The organism is Bacillus sp. FAU20, assembly GCF_056033865.1.
The window spans coordinates 451,066-469,191 of sequence record NZ_JBVYHY010000026.1; the positions used below are offsets into that span (position 1 = coordinate 451,066).

General features: G+C 37.0%; 20 protein-coding genes and 1 pseudogene. 17 read left to right on the forward strand and 4 right to left on the reverse strand.

Features of this window, described 5'->3' with window-relative positions; all coding sequences use genetic code 11:
* Nucleotides 1–19: 19 nt before the first annotated feature.
* Both AC0OM3_RS24240 and AC0OM3_RS24245 read right to left on the reverse strand, forming a co-directional pair.
* The gene (locus AC0OM3_RS24240; RefSeq protein WP_474213154.1) at nt 20–514 is read right to left on the reverse strand and encodes a PH domain-containing protein; all 495 of its coding nucleotides are present in this window, start codon (nt 512–514) and stop codon (nt 20–22) included.
* A gap of 121 nt (nt 515–635) precedes the next feature.
* Nucleotides 636–863 carry a helix-turn-helix domain-containing protein gene (locus AC0OM3_RS24245; RefSeq protein ID WP_422424351.1) on the reverse strand — a complete coding sequence of 76 codons (228 nt, stop codon included), beginning with the start codon at nt 861–863 and terminating at the stop codon, nt 636–638.
* 146 nt (nt 864–1,009) lie between these two features.
* Between AC0OM3_RS24245 and AC0OM3_RS24250 the strand changes: the two genes are divergently transcribed.
* From AC0OM3_RS24250 to AC0OM3_RS24305, 12 genes and pseudogenes are all read left to right on the forward strand, one after another.
* Nucleotides 1,010–1,315 carry a hypothetical protein gene (locus AC0OM3_RS24250; protein ID WP_474213155.1) on the forward strand — a complete coding sequence of 102 codons (306 nt, stop codon included), beginning with the start codon at nt 1,010–1,012 and terminating at the stop codon, nt 1,313–1,315.
* A 14-nt stretch (nt 1,316–1,329) separates the two neighbouring features.
* Nucleotides 1,330–1,455, forward strand: a complete 126-nt coding sequence (locus tag AC0OM3_RS24255) for a DUF3961 domain-containing protein (RefSeq protein ID WP_422424347.1) — start codon at nt 1,330–1,332, stop codon at nt 1,453–1,455.
* Between the two features lie 177 nt (nt 1,456–1,632).
* Nucleotides 1,633–1,920, forward strand: coding sequence for a hypothetical protein (locus tag AC0OM3_RS24260; RefSeq protein ID WP_474213156.1), 288 nt, complete (start codon nt 1,633–1,635; stop codon nt 1,918–1,920).
* A gap of 239 nt (nt 1,921–2,159) precedes the next feature.
* Nucleotides 2,160–2,405 carry a hypothetical protein gene (locus tag AC0OM3_RS24265; protein WP_375231650.1) on the forward strand — a complete coding sequence of 82 codons (246 nt, stop codon included), beginning with the start codon at nt 2,160–2,162 and terminating at the stop codon, nt 2,403–2,405.
* 734 nt (nt 2,406–3,139) lie between these two features.
* Complete coding sequence (locus AC0OM3_RS24270) at nt 3,140–4,051, forward strand: hypothetical protein (RefSeq protein ID WP_089148484.1); 912 nt, start codon at nt 3,140–3,142, stop codon at nt 4,049–4,051.
* A 422-nt stretch (nt 4,052–4,473) separates the two neighbouring features.
* Nucleotides 4,474–4,701, forward strand: coding sequence for a helix-turn-helix transcriptional regulator (locus AC0OM3_RS24275; protein WP_375231651.1), 228 nt, complete (start codon nt 4,474–4,476; stop codon nt 4,699–4,701).
* A complete protein-coding gene (locus AC0OM3_RS24280) occupies nt 4,698–5,129 on the forward strand; it encodes a hypothetical protein (protein WP_474213157.1) in 432 nt (143 codons plus the stop codon). Before AC0OM3_RS24275 ends, AC0OM3_RS24280 begins: the two co-directional genes overlap by 4 nt.
* On the forward strand, nt 5,126–5,368 hold the full coding sequence (locus AC0OM3_RS24285) for a hypothetical protein (protein WP_474213158.1): 243 nt from the start codon (nt 5,126–5,128) through the stop codon (nt 5,366–5,368). The genes AC0OM3_RS24280 and AC0OM3_RS24285 overlap by 4 nt, the downstream gene beginning before the upstream one ends.
* A gap of 291 nt (nt 5,369–5,659) precedes the next feature.
* A complete protein-coding gene (locus AC0OM3_RS24290; protein WP_474213159.1) occupies nt 5,660–5,911 on the forward strand; it encodes a hypothetical protein in 252 nt (83 codons plus the stop codon).
* Nucleotides 5,912–5,913: 2 nt separating this feature from the next.
* Entirely contained in the window at nt 5,914–9,726 is a 3,813-nt protein-coding gene (locus AC0OM3_RS24295; RefSeq protein WP_474213160.1) for a phage tail tape measure protein, read from the forward strand.
* A gap of 121 nt (nt 9,727–9,847) precedes the next feature.
* The gene (locus tag AC0OM3_RS24300; protein WP_205730624.1) at nt 9,848–10,210 is read left to right on the forward strand and encodes a cysteine-rich VLP protein; all 363 of its coding nucleotides are present in this window, start codon (nt 9,848–9,850) and stop codon (nt 10,208–10,210) included.
* A 352-nt stretch (nt 10,211–10,562) separates the two neighbouring features.
* A pseudogene (locus tag AC0OM3_RS24305) lies at nt 10,563–10,913 on the forward strand (SbcC/MukB-like Walker B domain-containing protein); the annotation flags it as partial.
* Between the two features lie 100 nt (nt 10,914–11,013).
* Here AC0OM3_RS24305 and AC0OM3_RS24310 read toward each other — a convergent pair.
* Nucleotides 11,014–11,187 carry a hypothetical protein gene (locus tag AC0OM3_RS24310; protein WP_001141665.1) on the reverse strand — a complete coding sequence of 58 codons (174 nt, stop codon included), beginning with the start codon at nt 11,185–11,187 and terminating at the stop codon, nt 11,014–11,016.
* A gap of 457 nt (nt 11,188–11,644) precedes the next feature.
* On the opposite strand from AC0OM3_RS24310, the gene AC0OM3_RS24315 reads away from it, so the two are divergent.
* The gene (locus AC0OM3_RS24315) at nt 11,645–11,944 is read left to right on the forward strand and encodes an ArsR/SmtB family transcription factor (protein ID WP_000214801.1); all 300 of its coding nucleotides are present in this window, start codon (nt 11,645–11,647) and stop codon (nt 11,942–11,944) included.
* 58 nt (nt 11,945–12,002) lie between these two features.
* Here the strand turns inward: AC0OM3_RS24315 and AC0OM3_RS24320 are convergent, their stop codons facing one another.
* Entirely contained in the window at nt 12,003–12,188 is a 186-nt protein-coding gene (locus tag AC0OM3_RS24320; RefSeq protein ID WP_000646581.1) for a YkvS family protein, read from the reverse strand.
* A 458-nt stretch (nt 12,189–12,646) separates the two neighbouring features.
* Between AC0OM3_RS24320 and AC0OM3_RS24325 the strand changes: the two genes are divergently transcribed.
* From AC0OM3_RS24325 to AC0OM3_RS24340, 4 genes are all read left to right on the forward strand, one after another.
* Nucleotides 12,647–13,849, forward strand: coding sequence for an L-lactate MFS transporter (locus tag AC0OM3_RS24325; RefSeq protein ID WP_000750122.1), 1,203 nt, complete (start codon nt 12,647–12,649; stop codon nt 13,847–13,849).
* Between the two features lie 628 nt (nt 13,850–14,477).
* Entirely contained in the window at nt 14,478–15,263 is a 786-nt protein-coding gene (dhbA, locus tag AC0OM3_RS24330; RefSeq protein WP_001048435.1) for a 2,3-dihydro-2,3-dihydroxybenzoate dehydrogenase, read from the forward strand.
* 25 nt (nt 15,264–15,288) lie between these two features.
* Nucleotides 15,289–16,488, forward strand: a complete 1,200-nt coding sequence (gene dhbC / locus AC0OM3_RS24335) for an isochorismate synthase DhbC (protein WP_001002065.1) — start codon at nt 15,289–15,291, stop codon at nt 16,486–16,488.
* 12 nt (nt 16,489–16,500) lie between these two features.
* Entirely contained in the window at nt 16,501–18,117 is a 1,617-nt protein-coding gene (locus AC0OM3_RS24340; protein ID WP_000960122.1) for a (2,3-dihydroxybenzoyl)adenylate synthase, read from the forward strand.
* The last annotated feature ends 9 nt before the right edge of the window (nt 18,118–18,126 follow it).

The window sequence follows — 18,126 nt, forward strand, 5'->3', positions numbered from 1 at the left end:
TAATAGGCGTCCTTATTGATTATATACCTAGTAATTGTTTTTTCTTTGCTGAAAACTCTTCCTCTGTAAGTATCCCTTGATCTTTTAACGAGGCAAGTTTTGCGATTTGGTCAGCGACGTCATGATTGTCTGCGCTCGCAGCAACTTGTGCTCCTGTTTCTTTCTTTTGAATACTTTCTTTCACTATTTCAATAAATTTGGCAATATCGCCGCCGTTAATCCATTTCATTTTAACTTTATTTCCAGACGCAAAGAAATTGATGGAGTGTCCCATAAATCCTTTGCTTACCTCGATTGAACTTATGTTTGTATATGGAAATACTTCCATATCATAACCGAACATTTTCTTTGTATAGAACACTACACGCTTTTCAGTTGCTATGAAAATACCATTTCGAACTGAATCACTTTTCATCACTTTTGTTTCATAAGCACCTAAAATAACTGCTAATACTTGCTCAGTTGGCTCTAAGTGCTCTTTAGCAGCTGATAACAATTTGTCAATCTTCGCCATAATAATAGTCCGCACCTTTCAATATAAAATATGTATACGATTTTAGTATATCAAAAATAAATGAGCTAATCTTACATATTTTTTAATTATTTTCCATTTTAAAGTAAATAAAAAGAACGTCTTATTTGACGCTCTCCTCATCTTTTACAATCTCAAATAATTCTCTAATATCATCTATTTTGAAATGATCAGCTACTTTAGCGAGTGTCTCAATATTTACTCTCTTAATTTCTCCCTTACACAGTTCATTTACTGTTGAAGGACTTACCCCTAATATATCTGCAAGTTTGTTTTGGCTTGTTTTCTTTTCTGTTAATACCTCTTGTAACTTTATTTTGATTTTCCTCATTAATAAAAAGCCCCCTATTGTTTGTTACTATCAATTATAAAAGTATTCGGTTAAACTGTAAAATAAATATTGACATTCGGTTAAACCGAATATAAAATGTAATTAAATCATTCGGATAAACCGAATAAAACGAGGGGGAATGTAAAATGGACGTATCAAACATGAAACAAGTATCAGTAAAGGTAACTATCGAAAATTACGACGGCAGTACCGTTATATTCACCGAAAAGGGGCTGAAAATCAGTGATACATTAATTCTTAGTGTTTATGAAGCTGGCGTATCTATCAACAAGTTTCACTACGATCAAACAGGCGACATAGTTCTAGATGAAGAGATACTCGATTTGCAAGGTGCAGTCGATGACTACGGACTTAACTTAGAAGAGATTAGTAACATGAACGCTATCGAATTCTTGTTGAAAATTGCAATATTAACAAAGGATTTGCATTAATGGAGGCGTGGAAAATGTTTAAAAAAGTGAGTGATTATTTTGGGATAGAGACTCAGTCAGACGGATTATGGTTCTATGGAGTCTTTGGTGTAGGCGGTACGTTATTTTTAATCGACATGGCAATTGCGTATATTTTATAAAAATCGAACAGGTGAAGCGTGAGGTTCATACGTCGGTTGGCAGGACGTTATGAGCAAGCGCTCTTGAATGATGACACGAGATGGTATGGAGTTGTTTGTAGCTGGCACCTCTTACGATTGTGTACCATTTCGGCACAAGCTCATCGGCCTACTTATTTATTAAAGGGGGAAAAGAGAGTGGAATTAAAAGCAGGCGATGTATTTTGTATGGAAAGACAATTTCCAATCGATGATCATTATGAAACTTGCATGTTAGAAGGCATGATGTTAAATGAGGAACTATTTTTAACGGCAGATGAGTACCATATAGGCGTATATGACTTTCAAACATTTTTGGATACGAAGGATTTGAGTGATAACTTTCTCGGAATCCATATTTATAGTAAAAGACCGCTATCTATTAAGGACATTAGTCAGTTTAAAAACAAAAGCGTCATCGATTTAATCTTATATTACGTAAGATAAAATAGTTAACGAGAAAGAACATCGAACGGCAAACGGTGTTCTTTTTTTTTGCGTTTATTTAATTGGAAAGTGTGCGAAAAGAACACGTTACGCGACTTAGTAAGCATAATCGGAAATTTTATCACGTTTATGTGCGCAGTGAGGGACCCACTCGCGTCATACAAAGTGTAAGGGGTAAACGTCACAAAAAAATTTACGGAAAAGCGGGGATTTTTTTACTTTTGAAAGGAGCGGCTAAATTGGATAGAAACGCAGCTAAACAAATAAGGGAAGAAATTCAAGAAGAAACAAGGCGTGAAAAGATGGAACATCAACTAAAGGAAGCGATCGTCAAGTATACAGAGGGAGAGCAAACAATTGATGAAGTGATGTATTCGCTACTACATCAATCAAGTCAAATAGGAGCAAGGTTACGGCAGAAATCAAAGAAATTCATAATCGGAAATTTTGATATAAAGGTTCGATATGTAAAATTTATTGACTGAAGAACTTTGGAAATTCGTCGTAGAAAGTCCAAGGCGCTTCGAGGAAATAATGAGCTATCGGGTTAGTAATAAGGAGATTATGGCGGATGCTTTTAGCGATTTGAAGTCCGTTATAGAATTTGTGCCAAAAGGTATCCACCATAACTAGGAGGTGTAGCTGTTAACAGATTCCGCAGTAATAGCAACAGCTTGCAGCACTTCCTCCGTTTCTTCTACATCGACGATAACATTCCCAACCGTCATTAATTCCACCACCATAGGTATGAAACGGATATAGGTTTGAACTGTAAGGTGTTGCTTGACTTAAGCCATAAGGTACTATAGGTGTTTGGTAAGCGGTGGGTATTAAGTAGGGATAGGTAGGAGCTGAAGTGGGTGGGTAACATGATATAAGGCAATAATCATAATCATGACCCTTTGATTGACAAGACTCCATGCAAGTTGGACGACGGAACATGTATATCACTCCTTGGTTTAAATTAATTATTTTATAGTCTATTGAATTCCGCGCCAATTAGATGATTGTCTTTTCGTAAATAGGTAGTTGTCTAAGTCGATGGGAATATTAGTTAAGAGAGAGTTTATGCACGCATCTTGTACTATGCCTTGAAACGAAAGGTAATATGTAGTGTTTATTTTGTAACAAAAAACATGTATATACACATTTCAAGTTGAAAAGTCGGTGCCTAGGGCGATTCGACATGCCCGATTATTTTAATCGGAGGTAAATGTGTATGTATGAAATTATTACCGCAGAAGAAAAAGGAATTGTTGTACGAAATGAGGAAAGAGATGCAAAGTTTTTAAAGCAACAGGAAGCGAATCAGCTATTTTTAACGTTTTTCGGAGATCAAATTATAAACGTTTTACAGGCGTATTTTGACGACGATTTCCAGTATCGAGCCAATGAGTTACAAGAGGGCGTAAAAAATCTACGTCGTTTTCATCGTAAGGAATGGCTATATCTAATTGAATTAGCATCTTCGAATATTCCCGATTCGGTATTACAGGAAACATACGGAGCGGTAGAAATACGACATATTGCTTCGAATATTAAACCGAACAAGATTAAAGAATGTATCATTTGTGGGAAGGTTTTTTACGATGCTATGCCTGGGGGTAAGAAAACATATTGCTCAAGAATGTCTATCGTTAAGAAAGGTAGAGTAACAAGTTGTGAAAGGGAAGTAAGTAATAGACGTGCAAGAGCATGTTACAACCGTGAGCGATTCGGGGTCTCTACCCACGATTATCACAAAATAATAAGTATCTATAAGTACGAAAAACTATTCGAACCAACCTTAGAAACACTGGAAGCACTCATTCATAATAAATCGGAATTTAGTAACGATCCACAAGATATTGTTTGTGGTACGAAAAGAACGCATGTAATTTATCGTAAGCGTAGTAAGGGGAATTATCCGCTTCAGTTTATGAATGGAAAAGAAGGAAAACATAAACGCAAATTACTATTAGAGTTATCACGAGAGATTCGAAAGGAAGAGATGAGAGATTCCGGAGGTACTTCTATATTTAGAGTTAATTTAATCGAAGGTAAGAAAGAAGAAAACTTGAATTTTACGTTTAAAGGAAAGATGTTGCCGATTAAAGCAGAAAAGAATTTACCGCCAAAAAGAAATTTGTAAAAAAATAAAAAATTTTTGCGTAACCCCCTCTGTATTCGTTAGAAAACGGACTAATAGTGAAGGGGCAGTGGGCTTGAGTATCTAGCGCTAATACTTAAGCAGTATTTCAACGACGGTTATTCGTTTAACTGTCGTTTTTTTATTACACTAACTTATCGCTAAATAATAAGACCTGGCAATCGACTTTTCCGCTTCGCTCCAAAGTCGTTGCATCTATCATTATTATCGCTGATATATACATTATCGGTAAATTAATTATGAAGTCGCAAGGGTTTAATTATTAAGTATTGTTTTTCTCTTTATCTTCTAATTTAATACGTATGTTTAATTTTCAAGTCTATCGTTTTGATAGTCTCTTTTTTATTTTTAGGTGAAGTTATCATATTTATTAATAGGTTTTGTTAAAAGGAGTGATTAGAAAATTGAAGATCGATGGAAAAATGATTCGCTTATTACGTTTATCAGAAGAACTGACCCAGGAGCAACTAGCAGAACGACTAGGTATAGGTGCGGTTACTACTATTTCAAATGCTGAGACAGGATATCGAAAAGTGAGCGATTCGTTGAAAGTAAAGCTAATTAAGGCGTTCAATTTAACGGAAGAAAAAATCGAGGAACTGAAATTGATGGGGAAGGTGATTTACACGTGATTGGTAAAATTTCAAATACCGTAATTGTAGATTTTGCAGCTTTACGTATTCAAAACGGAGCATACATCGCAGGCGCAGCGATAGACTTTTTAAACTTCGATGATGAAGAAAAACGTATTTACACTCCGTACAAGGTAGCGAGTCTTTACATCAATGATACGGAAGTAAATTCAATGAGGAAGTGTATCAAGTGGTTATTAAAACGATTGTCAAAAGAAGTTCTGGAAGGCGTTACACAAATTATATTTCGTTCTGACTTACCTCATCTTATTTGCAATAGATATTACCGAAAAGAAATCGAGAGTTTAACTAACGCTGAGGTTTTTATTAAACATGTCCCTATGTTGGGCAACAAACGAAACGAGATTCGGTTATTAGCAAACGATGCATTAATCCGTAAAAACAGTGTGATAGGAGAGATTAAATGAAAGAGGTAATGGCAAATGTAAATGTAAAAACGCATCCGGTAATAGGGCTCACGGTGTCTTGGCAAATTCTCGATATAGAAAGTGGAGAAGTAATAAGGGATTATGCTTTTGCCCGATATAATTTCGAGATTATCTCAACAATGAATGAGGTGATTCAAGAAATCATTGGTGTGTGTAATGAATATGAGCTACGACTGATAGACATTCAAATGAAACGGAGGGAATTATATGAAACGTGAAATCTATCGTGAAAAATCTAACATAATAATAAGGGAACCAATTTCAAGAGGAAACAGAAACTATAATCTACTATAGTGAAGGCTGTTTTGAAATTTTACTTCCTGAAGAAACTATTTGGATCAAGGGAGAGGAAGGATGTAATGTGTTGCACAAAACATAAAAGGTTAGGAATGAATAATGATATTTAATTTCGAGTCTTGTTAGCTTAAAGGAAACATTGGTAAAGCTAATATACAAGAAGTCACTTTTCTGTGGCCTCTTTTTTTATCCAAAATTAAGGAGTGGATTATATGAACACAATAGAGAATTTGAAAGAAATGGAAAGACTAGCAACGGCATTAATGAAAACATCCGAGTCACCAGAGACGAAGTATCATATCGGCAGGCTGTTACAACTTTTCGGGAAAGAAGCGGAAAATTTCGGGAAGTTAAACCAGGCATTAAGCGGTGAACTAGCTGAATTAGAAGTGTTACGAGAATTCGTTAAGACGCAAGGACTGCAAGTAAACTTTGAATCTTACAAGAAAATCGGGAGCAGATAGTCATGTCTACAAATCGTGTAGAAGTACAATTACTAGCAGATATCTCTAATTTACAAAGAGGTATGCAACAAGCTACACAAGCGGTACGCGACTTTCATCAAGCTGTACGTCAACCAATAAATATACCGGCACCAAGGATGCCAACAATTCCGCCGATACCTAGACCAGCACCTCCGCCACCGCCTGATATGTCAGGTTGGCAACGGACGTTTCAAAATGTAGGTAACGGAGTACAGAATATGGGGCACAGAGTTCAATCAGTCGGTCAAAGCATGACGATGGCTTTTGCACCAGCCGCCACTGCATCAGGATTTTTCCTAGGTCGTATGGTGAAAGATGCTATGAATTTTGAATCTGAGACTCGTAGAGCTGCGATGTTAACGGGTGGTAGTTATAACAAAGTTAAGAAAGATATTTTAGAGATGGCGACCACTTCGGTGTACTCAACTGGGCAAGTAGCCCAAGCATATGCCGAATTAGGAGCGAAAGGGTTTGACGCAGCAAAAGCAACAGCAGCATTACCAGGAGTACTTGTTGCAGCTGCTGCATCGGGTGAAGACCTCGGACTTGTAGCAGATACAGTTACGAGTGCGCTTAACGCATTCGGGTTAGAAGCAGATAGGAGTGGCCATGTTGCTGACGTTTTAGCCCAAGCGGCCAATCAGTCGGCAGCAGGCGTGTATGATATGCAATATGCATTTAAGTACGCGGCAGGTCCGGCAGCACAATTAGGTATCTCTATGGAAGAACTCGCAGCTTCTGTTGGTATTATGTCTGATAATGGTATTCGTGGAGAGACGGCCGGTACAGCGCTTCGGGCATCATTGCTCCGCTTAGTTAAGCCACCCAAAGCCGCTGCAAACGAGTTGAAGCGACTAGGGGTAACCGTTACAGATCAACAAGGAAACATGCGTCCCCTAAGTCAAATTATAGGTGATTTACAAAAAGGCATGGAAGGTATGACAAAAGCCCAAAAAGGAGCGGCGTTAGCTACCATCTTCGGGACTGAAGCTGTTTCCGGTATGATGGCACTAGTTTCTGCAGGTCCTGACGCTATCAATAAGATGACAGACGCCTTAGTAAAAAGTGATGGGGCGGCAGCCGCTGCAGCTAAAAAAATGAACGAAGGTTGGGCGGGCGCAATAAAAGAAATGCTGTCAGTAGTCGATACTGCATCAAAAGCTTTTGTAGACGCATTGGGACCCGCAATTATCTTTGTCGCAAACAAGGTAAGAGACTTAGCGAATTGGTTTACAAACCTCTCTAAACAGATGAAAACAGTCGTTGCAACAACAGCGGTAGCAATGACCGCGTTTTTAGCAATAGCTACTGTTGTTGGGATAATGATAAATGCTATAGGAGCCACCTTACTAGTATTTGGAAAGTTATTTCTAGTGATAGGTAAGTTAGGTTCACTTATCAGCGTATTAGTTGAAGGAATAACTATCTTAGGGACTATAATCGGTGCGCTTTTAGGGCCAGTTGGTATTGTAATCGCAGCTCTTTCTCTACTAGGAACAGCACTTGTCCAACTATACAAACACAACGAAACGTTCCGTAACGCAGTAAATAGCGCTTGGGAATCGATTAAAACTACAACTATATCAGCCGTGGAATCTATGAAAGCGGCATTTGACTCATTTGGTGCGTATCTTGCAACAATCCCCGCTAAATTTACAGCGATGGGCGTTGCGATAGGTACTTTTTTTAGTCCCGTAACCGCTAAGCTAAGCGGTATCGGTCAGAGTATAAGTGGAGCTTTCGGTTCAGCTATTGAAGGATTAACCGCTAAGTTTTCAGGGATGGGAGCAGCGATTTCACCGGTTGTAGATTTTATAAAAGCCTCGTTCTCATCAATCGGTAACACAATCGCTACACTAACACCATTAATTGTACGTTTAGGATTATCGTTTTTAGGTGTGTCTGGTCCTATCGGTTGGGTTATCGCTATTGTCGCTTCATTAGGCGCTACGATTTTTAAACTTGTGAATACGAATGATCAGGCAAAAGCAGCATTGATGTCAGCTTGGGAATCGATTCAGAGTGTATTTAGCACGGTTGCTTCCGTCATCATGCCGATAATTACTTCATTAGCACAAGGTTTTATCGACGCATTCGCGCCGTTAGCACCAGAGTTTCAAAAGATCAGTCAAGTCATCATGGAAAGTTTCGCATCGCTACAGCCAGCATTTGCAGAGTTAGGTGCGGCATTTGGCGAGCTAGGTTCGACTATCATGAGTCTTTTTGGAGACGTCGTAAAACAAGTAATGCCGGTAGCAATGGATTTATTTAAGCTATTCGGAGAAAACATTCAATTAATCATGCCTATGGTTACGGATCTAATGAAACTATTCGCTGATACAACGATTGAAATCATGCCTGCAATTACGCAAGTAGTCCAGGAGCTATCTCAAATGTTTTCAGAATTAGCGGCTGAAGTAATGCCGATGCTTTCACAAGTGGCACAAGAAGTGTTTCCTACGATATTAAGCGTTATTCAAACATCGGTTGGTGTATGGGTAATGCTTATAAAAACTTTCGGTGAAATTCTTGTAATTGTAGCGCAAGAGATGATACCGGTCATACTTACGGTTGTTCAAGAGGTATTTCCTATCATTCAATCGATTATTGAGACGGCTATTCCTATAATCATAGAAATTATTAAATTGTTCGGTGAGATTATAACGATAGTTGCGACGACTGTAGTTCCGCTTATATTGCAAGCGGTGCAAGAGGTCTTTCCGGTAATTCAAGCAATTATTCAGGCTGTAATTCCTATAATTTCAGCATTGTTACAAGGTGCAGCCGAGATTATTAAAGGCGTATTAATTCCAGCAATTCAATTCATTTTACAAATCGTGCAGGCCGTATTCCCAGCGGTAATGGGTATTATTAAATCTGTTATCGGCATCATTACCAACATTATTAAATTATTTACGTCGATATTGAAAGGTGATTGGAGCGGTGCGTGGGATGCGGTTAAGGGAATTACGTCAAATGTGATGTCGTTAATAAAGAGTATTATCGATGGAGCGATTTCTTTAATAGGTGTAATCGTACGTAACGGGTTGAATTTAGTCCAATCGATTTTCTCTAGCGTATTAAATGCGGTATGGAACGTAGTCAAATCTATATTCGAGGGAATACGTAATGTGATTTCATCAGTAATTTCAGCGGTTGGAAATATCATTTCTGCGGGGTGGAATGCAGCTAGTTCCGCAACCTCTAGTATCCTAGACGCAATGTCTAATACAATCTCGAACATATGGGATAACATAATCTCGTTCTTAAAAGGGATTAACCTATTGGATATCGGTAAGAACATCATGGAAGGTATGCTAAATGGTATAACTTCGATGGCTAGTCGTATTTGGGACAAGGTAACCGAGATAGGTAACGGTATTAAGGACAAGCTTACCGGAATATTTTCGATTCATTCTCCTTCACGTTGGATGCGCGACATGATCGGCGTAAACATGATGCAGGGTTGGATTAACGGTGTTGACGGAATGAAAAGTTCGGTGCAACGTACGACGCAACAGATGGCGGACTGGATGAAACCGGAGATGTTAGCGGTGGATACAGGTGCTTCCATACCGAGAGGAGTAAGCGGGTTAGGTGCGTATCAATCAGCTAAACCAACGCCAAGCATGTATAAGCCGAGTCAATACGGTAATCCAACGTCAAGAGATAAGCAACCAGCGTATATTAACGTCCAACTCGGTAAACAAGAGTTTGCGAGATTCGTTGACGATATTACAGGCGAGCAAGAAGCGGTTAAAAGGCGTAGAGAGGTATTTAAAGGAGGGCGGTAGATTGTTAGTTTTTAATGGAATTAATTTAGAAGAATACTTTAAGTAATTATTAAGGCGTGTCTTTCCATTACGGAAGGGCACGTCGTTTTTTATTTGGGTACAAATGAAAGGAAGCGATATTATGAGAGCAGAAACTAAAGTCAAACGATTAGTAAGGGAAACGTGCGCTTGTTACACTCCGAAAGAAGGTAATTGTGTTTACCAGGCGAAATGCCCGTTCCTACAATCGATGTATTATCGCGATAAAGAAGTAAAATTCGAAAGCAAACGCTGTGAATACTTTGAAACGTACGTATTACCGGCTGATAAAGAATTATACGCATTGTACTTTAACGAAGGTCGGAGCGGTAAGGTATGCGAGGTGTGTAACGATTATTTTATCGCTAAAGGCAATCGAGCTAAATACTGTGACGGATGTCGTGACGGGGTGCGTAAGAGACAAGCACGAGAGCGTATGCGTAAGTATAATCGGAAAATAGGATAGATATTGACACAATAGGATGGTAGAAATACGTTATAAGTCTAAATTTTACTGATAATACTCTCGTTAAAACGAACGGTACATATTAGGTCGATTAATTATGTTATGATACGGTTAATCGTAATCTATTACGTAAAATTCTCAAATCTTATGTTGGAAGTGTAAGAGATAGAGACAGTAGGCTAACTTCGTTGATCAAAATAAAAAGCGCAGGAATCCCTACGCTAGTTAAAGGAAGATATAAACTCTTGTCTTGTAACAATTTATTATATAAATTTTACTGTGCTAGCGGTCACACTAGCGGTCACACTTTGTGTAAAAATCCTTATCAAACGTCCTCCACAAAGCCTTTTGTATAGCGGTTTCCGTGTACGATGCATACACTGGCCAAACGCGCGATGTAAAAACATTATCCGGCGGAGAGAAATTTAACGCATCACTTTGCCTAGCGCTAGGAATGGCAGATGTCATTCAAGCATATGAAGGCGGTATTTCCATCGAAACGATGTTCATCGATGAAGGGTTCGGTTCATTAGATGAAGAATCATTAACGAAAGCAGTAGATGCCTTAATTGACCTACAAAAATCAGGCCGATTTATCGGTGTCATTTCACACGTACAAGAGCTGAAAAACGCAATGCCAGCTGTATTAGAAGTAACGAAGCAGAAAGATGGATGTAGTCAGACTAGGTTTGTGGTGAAGTAAGCTTAGAGAATGGAGTAGGGAATCTACCGATACTTTTAGTCTCGTATGTAATAAAATAAAACGTCGTCTCTTCATTGGAGACGACGTTTTATTTATATATCTATGAATTATCGGAAGAAGGCGGCGTATTCTCCAAACGATTATAAGCTTGAAAAGCTGAAATTGCCGATATAGCCCCGCCTACTAAAAATAAAGTCGATCCTCCAACTAAGATGATATGACTGACATATGTTTCCGGTGCTTCTTCGACTTCTTCTTGTAACGCTGTAGGCATATGAATTCCCCTTTATAAAAGTTGCTTTATTTCGCTATTTGCCGTGCAGTAAGACGCCCATCTCAAAATTCAGCGGAAGCAAAGAAATTATGAGGGGGGCAGGTTGCCCGTAAAAGCACGATTGGTGAGGGCTGATTAAAGTTTTACTTTATAAATAGTATATACAAACGCCTAAAATGTGTTAAAATAACTGATGATTTTATGCAGTGAGTAATTAGATGAGTAGGATGCGAGTGGCTAAATAAATCTTCATCACAAATTTATGTGAACTTCACATAGAGCACATATTAACATTGTATTATGTACATGTACCAAATAAATAAATAAAGTGAATGTAAGTTCTGTTTTCAAAAATTTAAAATCCTTTTATTTCTATATAAAAGTTTTAATCAAGGGTTTTAAAAAATTTGGAAATAGATCTTATGAATATGGAATTCATATAAAAGGGGAATGTCTTATGACAACATATACGAGTGAAATGAGAAAAACTTTAGTTTCAGAAGAAGATGTAGATATTTTAAAAATTATGGCGCATCCAATCCGACTGCAAATTGTAAATGAATTAAGTACGAGAAAAACTTGTAATGTAACACAATTAACAGAGTTACTGAATATTCCGCAATCTACTGTTTCACAACATTTATCAAAAATGAAGGGTAAAGTGTTACGAGCAGAGAGAAGAGGTTTAGAAATTTATTATCATATTAACAATTTAAAAGCGAGTAAGATTGTTAATGTTTTAGGGTATATAAACTAGTGAAATATTTTTATATAAAATAGCCCCTGCTGTTGAGCAGGGGCTATTTTGTGTTGTTTTATGTATTTGTATTTAAAACTTTATAGTTTTTATGATTTACAATTGTTCGATCAAATTCAAAAGTACCACCGCTTACATTTGTAATTTCAACTAAGACCGATTCAGTATAAAGTTTTAATACAGATCCTGTAATCTTTAAATTATTTCGTTGAAAAAGTATAGTATCCCCTATGTTTGCTTTCATAGTACCTCCTCATTAAAGACAGAAATTTTTTTATTATATATATTAAACCACGGATAGATATATTAGTGAATATTTAGTTTTATTTATCAAAAAAATATTTGTTGTCTATGTGTGCAGAATTAAAAGAGGTTTTAACAAGACGTATTAAAAATGCTTTCATTATGATGGAATTTGTTTGTTAAATCTTCACATTTTAATAAACAATTATAAGCGTATAAAGAAAGTCAGGCTTTTGAATTGACTTAATAAAACCGTTTCTTTAATAAATAGTTTTTTGTATTTCGTCCTTCATTTTCTGTAACTGATTCCATGTTTTTGACGCTCTATCTTGTAAGTGCTTACATAAATGAAAACATCTTATACAATGAAGGTGTCAAATCAAAAGAGGTGACCAAAATGAACATAAAAAAAGTAAATTTAGCGAATAGCATTGAAATAGAAAGAGGGGGCGGAAAGATATGAAAAAATCAACTGTTAATCCATGGCTTGTTGTCCTTGGCACAGTTATAGTACAGATGGGGCTTGGGACGATATATACATGGAGTTTATTCAATCAGCCTTTAGTTAGTAAATATGGTTGGAGTCTTAACGCTGTTGCGATAACTTTCTCAATTACTAGTCTTTCTTTAGCATTTTCAACTTTATTTGCGAGTAAATTGCAAGAAAAATGGGGACTTCGTAAACTTATTATGATAGCTGGATTAGCATTAGGACTAGGATTAATACTTAGTTCACAAGCATCCTCACTAATATTATTTTATGTACTAGCGGGAGTTGTTGTAGGTTATGCAGATGGTACAGCATATATCACTTCACTATCAAATTTAATAAAGTGGTTTCCAGAGCGTAAAGGTTTAATTGCTGGTATTTCTGTCTCTGCATATGGTTCAGGTAGCTTAATCTTTAAATACGTTAACGCACAGTTGATTGAATCAGTTGGTGTATCCCAAGCATTTATATACTGGGGTTTAATTGTTACAGCTATGATTGTAATTGGTGCTTGTTTAATCCATCAAGCTGCAGATCAAGGAGCAGTTCATGAAACAAAAACTAAGGAATACACAACGAAAGAAATGTTAGGCACAAAACAAGTATACTTATTATTTATCATGTTATTTACATCATGTATGAGTGGCTTATACTTAATTGGTATGGTAAAAGACATTGGTGTTCAACTTGTAGGACTTAGCGCAGCAACAGCAGCTAATGCGGTGGCTATGGTTGCAATCTTCAATACATTAGGTCGTATCATTTTAGGACCATTATCGGATAAAATTGGGCGTTTAAAAATCGTTACTAGTACTTTTGTTGTTATGGCGAGTTCAGTCTTAGTTCTAAGTTTTGTAGATTTAAATTATGGTATTTACTTCGTATGTGTAGCAAGTGTAGCGTTTTGCTTTGGTGGAAATATCACTATTTTCCCAGCTATTGTTGGTGATTTCTTCGGTATGAAAAACCATAGTAAGAACTACGGAATTGTGTATCAAGGGTTTGGATTTGGGGCGCTTGCAGGTTCCTTTATCGGTGCACTTCTAGGTGGATTCAAACCAACGTTCATGGTAATAGGTGTATTATGTGTCGTGTCATTCATTATCGCAATTTTAATTCAAGCACCTAAGCAGAAAAAAGAAAAAGAAGAAGAGTATCGCAGCGTAGCATAAGTATACAAATCTTCTATAACACTATGATTACGAAAAAGCATCCTATTCTATTAATTAGGATGCTTTTTTTATGAGTTATTTTAACAAGGTTAAATTACTTTTGGGATTTTTATAGATGTAAAAGTGAGTGGAATACCCATTTGGAATATAATAAATTGATACATCGTATTCGAAATATATATTAAATCTTAAATGACAAAAAAGACATTCATTAGTATTTGTAAGATATATTTTCAGAAAAATATTGAGAAAATATATACTTGAGTTTTTCATAAAGCATTGTAAATGAACGTATCTCTAGTTTAGTTTCTTCAATTTTAAAAAGAGGACTTTGAATTTTATTTATAATATAAGTACTTTTAATGCGTTTACATATGATTTTATTAAGAAGCATTAAAATGGTTTATCTGAAAAATAAAAAAAGATTGACAAGTTTATTGAGAAACATTATCATTTCGGTGTAAGATGGTAAATGAAAAACATTATCAATAAAATGAATTTTAAAGTAATGCGCACTTGACCAATTAGTTTAGTAAGTGTATTATTTTTTACAACACAACTGATAATGAAAATCAATATCATCGGTGTTACTTAATGAAATTAATGTTTATGTGAAAGGATAGAGAAAATGAACTTAGGGGAATTTGATGGGCAAACAGTTTTAGTAACAGGTGCAGCACAAGGCATAGGCAGTGTCGTTGCCAAAATGTTTTTAGAAAGAGGAGCCAAAGTTATTGCGGTTGATCAAAATGAAGAGGGGTTAAATGTACTCTTAAATCAAAATGAATTAAATAATACACGTATGAAAACGTTTCGTTTAGATGTGAGTGATAGCGCCGCTGTTGAAGACATGGTAAATCATATTACAAATGAAATAGCGCCAATAGATATTTTAATAAATGTTGCAGGGGTTTTACGTATGGGACCAATTCATTCGTTAAGTGATGAAGATTGGAATAAAACATTCTCTGTAAATACGACAGGGGTTTTCAATATGTCCCGAGCGGTAAGTAAAAATATGATGTTAAGAAAATCGGGGGCAATTGTTACAGTCGGTTCAAATGCGGCAAATACGCCAAGAATGGAGATGGCTGCGTATGCTGCGTCAAAGGCCGCAACGACGATGTTTATGAAATGTTTAGGACTAGAGCTTGCGGCATACAATATACGCTGCAACTTAGTTTCTCCAGGTTCTACTGAAACTGAGATGCAAAGATTACTATGGGCTGATGAGAATGGAGCTAAAAATATAATTGCTGGTTCTCAAAATACATATAGACTCGGAATTCCATTACAAAAAATTGCACAACCTTCAGAAGTTGCTGAAGCAGTGTTATTTTTAGCCTCAGATAGAGCGAGTCATATTACAATGCACAATTTATGTGTCGATGGCGGTGCTACGTTAGGAGTTTAATAAAAATTCAGGAGGTTATTATATTATGAATGAACATATAGCTGTAAAGGAATTGTCAGAAAAACTTTTAGATGATTATAAGACTGAATCTTCATTCTTTTTCGCTTCACCAACTCGAACGATATTAACAGAAGGAGAGTTTACTACAGTAAAGCATCGTGAAATTGAAAGTTTCCCAGAGCTTGTGCAAACGACATTAAGTAATGCGAAACAAGCTGGAAATCCAAATCCTATCGTTGTGGGTGCTTTGCCATTTGATCGTAGAAAAGAAGTCCAACTCATCGTACCAGAATATAGCAGAATTTCTGAGCGGTTACAATTGGATACAACAAATCAGCTTGAAACAAATGAGAACGCAACATTTGAAATGACGCCAATGCCAGACCCTGAAGTTTATATGAATGGTGTGAAGCAAGGAATTGAAAAAATACAGGACGGTGATTTAAAGAAAATCGTTCTATCCAGATCGTTAGATGTTAAATCTTCCGAAAAGATTGATAAGCAAAAACTTCTGCGAGAATTAGCAGAGCATAATAAGCATGGTTATACATTTGCTGTGAATTTACCGAAAGATGAAAAGGAGAACAGTAAAACGCTAATTGGAGCAAGCCCTGAATTACTTATTTCACGTAATGGTATGCAAGTTATTTCTAACCCGTTAGCTGGTTCAAGGCCACGTAGTGAGGACCCAGTAGAAGATAAAAGAAGAGCAGAGGAATTACTTTCTTCTCCAAAAGATTTACATGAACATGCGGTAGTAGTGGAAGCGGTTGCCGCTGCACTTCGTCCGTATTGTCATACATTACATGTTCCAGAAAAGCCATCAGTTATTCATAGTGAAGCGATGTGGCATTTGTCTACAGAAGTGAAAGGTGAACTTAAGGATCCAAATACTTCTTCTTTACAATTAGCAATTGCCCTTCATCCTACGCCAGCAGTTTGCGGAACTCCGATGGAAAAAGCAAGAGAGGCTATACAGCATATTGAGCCATTTGACCGCGAGTTCTTTACAGGAATGCTAGGATGGAGCGATTTAAATGGAGATGGAGAATGGATTGTTACAATTCGTTGTGCTGAAGTACAAGAAAATACACTTCGTTTATATGCAGGAGCTGGAGTTGTTGCTGAGTCAAAACCAGAAGATGAGTTAGCAGAAACATCAGCTAAGTTCCAAACAATGCTAAAAGCTTTAGGGTTAAGAGATAGTTCACTTAATGAAAAATAGGGGGAAGAAAGAATGCTAGTAGGTTATACAGAATGGCCAAAAGAATTTGCCGATCGTTACCGAGAAGCAGGATGTTGGCTTGGTGAAACATTTGGAGGAGTGTTAAGAGAGCGAGCTGAGAAATATGGAAATCAAATCGCGGTTGTAAGCGGTAAGACGCATATAACGTACAGTGAACTTAATAAAAAGGTAGATCGTTTAGCAGCAGGTTTACTGAATTTAGGAATAAAGAAAGAGGACAGAGTTGTAATCCAGTTACCTAACATTATCGAGTTTTTCGAAATATGTTTTGCGCTATTTAGAATTGGAGCGCTTCCTGTCTTTGCACTACCTTCACATCGAAGCAGTGAAATTAGTTATTTTTGTGAGTTTGGCGAGGCGAGCGCTTACGTTATTTCAGATAAGGCTCTTGGTTTTGATTATCGAAAACTAGCAAGAGAAGTGAAAGAGAAAGTGCCAAATTTACAACAAGTCATTGTAGTGGGAGAAGAAGAAGAATTTGTGAACATAAATGATCTGTATATGGATCCCGTCTCATTACCAGAAGTTCAGCCAAGTGATGTTGCGTTTCTCCAATTATCAGGAGGGACAACAGGACTTTCTAAATTAATTCCTCGAACGCATGATGATTATATTTATAGTTTACGTGTTAGCGCTGAAATTTGTAATTTAAGTGCAGAGAGTGTCTATATGGCCGTTCTTCCAGTAGCACATAATTACCCGATGAGCTCTCCTGGAACATTTGGAACTTTCTATGCAGGTGGAAAAGTTGTGCTGGCAACTGGGGGTAGTCCGGATGAGGCATTTGCACTTATCGAAAAAGAAAAAGTTACGATTACTGCTCTCGTACCGCCATTAGCAATGATATGGCTTGACGCTGCATCTTCTCGTAATGCTGATTTATCGAGTCTAGAGGTTATTCAAGTAGGTGGTGCTAAGTTTAGTGCTGAGGTTGCAAAACGTATACGCCCTACATTTGGATGTACGTTACAGCAAGTATTTGGTATGGCGGAAGGATTAGTGAACTATACAAGATTAGACGATCCGGAAGAAATTATTATTCATACACAAGGTAGACCAATGTCTGCACTCGATGAAGTACGAGTTGTTGATGAAAATGACAACGATGTAAAACCTGGCGAAGTAGGTAGTTTATTAACACGAGGTCCATATACAATTCGTGGTTACTATAAAGCCGAAGAGCATAATGCCCGATCATTTACAAAGGATGGGTTTTATCGCACAGGTGATCTTGTAAAAGTAAATGAACAAGGATACATCATTGTAGAAGGAAGAGATAAAGATCAAATTAACCGTGGTGGTGAGAAAGTTGCTGCGGAAGAAGTTGAAAATCATCTATTAGCACACGATGCGGTCCATGACGTAGCAATTGTATCTATGCCTGACGATTATTTAGGTGAACGCACCTGTGCTTTTGTTATAGCTCGCGGACAAGTTCCAGCAGTAAGTGAATTAAAAATGTTTTTAAGAGAACGTGGTATAGCGGCTTATAAAATTCCAGATCGAATTGAATTTATTGAATCATTCCCGCAAACAGGAGTCGGAAAAGTCAGCAAAAAGGAACTACGTAAAGTCATTGCTGAAAAACTTATTACAGTAAAACAATAATAAAAACCG